This is a genomic window from Sphaerisporangium melleum, assembly GCF_014646695.1.
Classification (GTDB): Bacteria; Actinomycetota; Actinomycetes; order Streptosporangiales; family Streptosporangiaceae; genus Sphaerisporangium; species Sphaerisporangium melleum.
In genome coordinates this window covers 1-2,839 of sequence record NZ_BMNT01000104.1, presented here as the reverse complement: position 1 = coordinate 2,839, position 2,839 = coordinate 1, and the positions used below count along the sequence as shown (strand labels likewise).

3 protein-coding genes are annotated in these 2,839 nt (G+C 70.5%); all 3 read left to right on the top strand.

Translation table 11 applies throughout. The features are described 5' to 3' along the window. Nucleotides 1-204: 204 nt before the first annotated feature. Nucleotides 205-1,305 carry a tyrosine-type recombinase/integrase gene (locus tag IEY93_RS37270; RefSeq protein ID WP_203969234.1) on the top strand — a complete coding sequence of 367 codons (1,101 nt, stop codon included), beginning with the start codon at nt 205-207 and terminating at the stop codon, nt 1,303-1,305. After that, entirely contained in the window at nt 1,305-1,643 is a 339-nt protein-coding gene (locus IEY93_RS37265) for a helix-turn-helix domain-containing protein (RefSeq protein ID WP_189167864.1), read from the top strand. The genes IEY93_RS37270 and IEY93_RS37265 overlap by 1 nt, the downstream gene beginning before the upstream one ends. Nucleotides 1,644-1,996: 353 nt before the next feature. Then, nucleotides 1,997-2,839, top strand: an 843-nt coding sequence (locus tag IEY93_RS37260) for a hypothetical protein (RefSeq protein ID WP_229691808.1), incomplete at its 3' end; no start/stop codon positions are given.

Genomic DNA, 2,839 nt, shown 5'->3' with positions numbered 1-2,839 from the left:
TGATAGGGGGACGAATAGCGTCTGATGAGCTATTCGCACACTTGAAGAAGGCGTTTGAGCTGGTCACCGGCCTGTGGGGTGACGTTCGCCGAGGTCATCGTGTGTGTCGGTGTGTGGCTGTCTGCCTGCTGCTTTCTGGGTTCTCCGGAATGGATCTCGCATCAGATGCGAGCATGTCGCTTCTGATGCGAGGTGGTGTTTGGGGTGAAACGGGTCTCGGTGGAGGGTGCGGCGCACCTGGTGCTCGTGGACGGTGTGGTGCCGCTGCACCCCCAGGAGGCGGTGTTCGCCGCGATGCTGACGGGGTGGGAGCGGCAGCAGCGGGCGCGCCTGCTGGCGGTCTCGACGATCAAGGCGCGGGTGGACCTGGTGCGCAGGTTCGCGGTGTTCACGGGGACGCCGCCGTGGGAGTGGCTGCCGGGGGACGTGGAGGACTGGGCGACGGAGTTGCTGTCGTCGCCGGGGCCGCTGGCGCGGTCGACGGTCCGGAACTATCTGAATCAGATCGCGATGTTCTGCGACTACCTGACCGATGCCCGCTACGGGTGGGGCGAGCAGTGCGTGGAGTACTTCGGGACGCACCCGGTCCAGATCTGCCATGAGGACAACACGCCTTCGCACTCCTCGCCCTATGAGGGGCGGCCGGAGGTGCGGGCGCTGACCCGCCGGGAGTTGCAGGACTTCTTCGATCACGCCGACGAGCAGGTGCTGAGGGCGCGTGCTTCGGGCCGGAAGGGGTGGCTGCCGGCGTTCCGGGACGCGACGCTGTTCAAGGTGATCTACGGGTGGGGGCTGCGGCGACGGGAGGCCGGAAACCTCGACCTCGCTGACTTCTCCCGGAACCCGAAGGCGCCGGAGTTCGGACGCTACGGGGCCTGCTATGTGAGGTTCGGGAAAGCGGTGAAGGGATCGCCGCCCCGGCGGCGGACGGTTTTGACGGTCTGGGATTGGTCGGTCGAGGCGGTCGCCGAATACGTCGCGGAGGTTCGGCCACTGTTCGAGGTCGGCAAGCGGCAGCTTCTGTGGCCCTCAGAACGCGGAGGAAGGATCACCGGGCGGCACATCACCCGCAGGTTCGCCGAGTACCGGGACGCGCTCGGGCTGGAGGAGGTGCTGCATCCGCACTGCTTGCGGCACTCCTACATCACGCATCTGATCGAGGACGGCGCTGATCCGTTCTTCGTGCAGCGGCAGGTCGGGCACGCGTGGGGGTCGACGACGTCCATCTACACCCACGCGGGGTCGGATTTCATGAACAATGCCCTGCGTGAGGTACTGGACGCCGGGCTGAGGGGAGCGGACTGATGCGGACGGTTCGTTACCGGTGGCATCTGCGGGAGTTGATGGCCCGCCGCGGCATGTTCAACACCACCGACCTGGCGCCGCTGCTGGCCGAACGCGGGATCGAGATGTCGGCCTCGCAGATCCACCGGCTGGTCACCGGCACTCCTGAGCGGCTCAACCTGCAGGTGTTCGCCGCGCTCTGCGACATCCTGGACGCCGGCCCCGCCGAGTTGTTCGAGCCGGTCGTCATCACCTCGGCGCGGCGCAAGACCGCCAAGGAGATCGGGCTGCTCGCGCCCGCCCCGCCGGGTGAGGTGCGCCGGCCGCGCCGCGCCCGGATCGTCCCCGACGAGCCGTGACCCGGCGGCGGGGCCGGTGCGCTGAGTGCGGCCGGGAGGGGCTGACGATCTCCGGTTCCCGCCCGGACGGCGCCGGGGTCTGCGGAGCCTGCTACCGCGCCTACCGGCCCAAGGCCCGCTGCGAGGAGTGCGGCGAACTCCGCTTCCCCGCAGTCAAGGCCGCAGGCCGCTCCGGCGGCACCCGCACGTTGTGTTCCCGCTGCTACCGAGCCGAGCAGCCAAAGCGAGCATGCGACGGTTGCGGCCGCCTCCGGAAGATCAACGCTGGGCGGGTCGGGCATGAGGCGCTCTCGCTCTGCTCCTCCTGCTACATCCGCCACCAGACCCCGGTCCTCTGCGGTGAATGCGGGCGGATGGCTCCTGCGGCGGTGGTCCCGGGCGGGCGGACCGCGACCGAACTGGTGCTCTGCGCCCGCTGCTACGAGCACCCCAAGCGGCCCTGCGGAGTCTGCGGACGCACCCGCCGGGTCTCGGTCAAGGCCACCGCCGATCACCCAGATCTCTGCCTCACCTGCAACCAGGCCGCCATGGTCACCTGCCGCATCTGCGGGCGCTCCGCACGCGGCAGGCGGACCGGCATCGGCGGCGGACCGGCCTGCTTCACCTGCATCCTCACCGACCGCGTCACCCTCCTGCTCACCGGCCCGGACGGCCGGATCCTCCCCGCGCTGCTGCCGCTCCGCGAAGCGATCCTCGCCACCGGCAACCCGCAAGCCGCCCTCTCCGACCTCCACCGCAGCAGCAGACGCGCCCGCCACGTCCTGGCCGACCTCGCGGCCGGACGGCTCCCCCTCACCCATGAGGCCCTCGACAGCCGCGGCACCAGCCGCTCCATCGACTACCTGCGCGTCCTCCTCATCGCCGCAGGGGCCCTGCCCGCCCGCGACGAGCACCTGTTCCGGCTGGAAGCCTTCGCCCGAACCGTCACCGCAGCCGCCCACCCCGACGACCAGAAGTTCATCGCGCTGTTCGCCCGCACCCACCTGCTGCGCCGCCTCCGCCGCCGCCTGGACGGCGCCCCCCTCCAACCAGGAGCCGCCTACCGGGCCCGCGCCGAACTCGCCGCCACCAGCCGCTTCCTCACCCACCTGCGCGACCACGGCCGCACCCCGGCCACCTGCCGCCAAGCTGACATCGACGCCTGGCTCGCTGACGTCCGCCGCGCCGATGCCACGCGCGCCTTCTGGTCCTGGGCC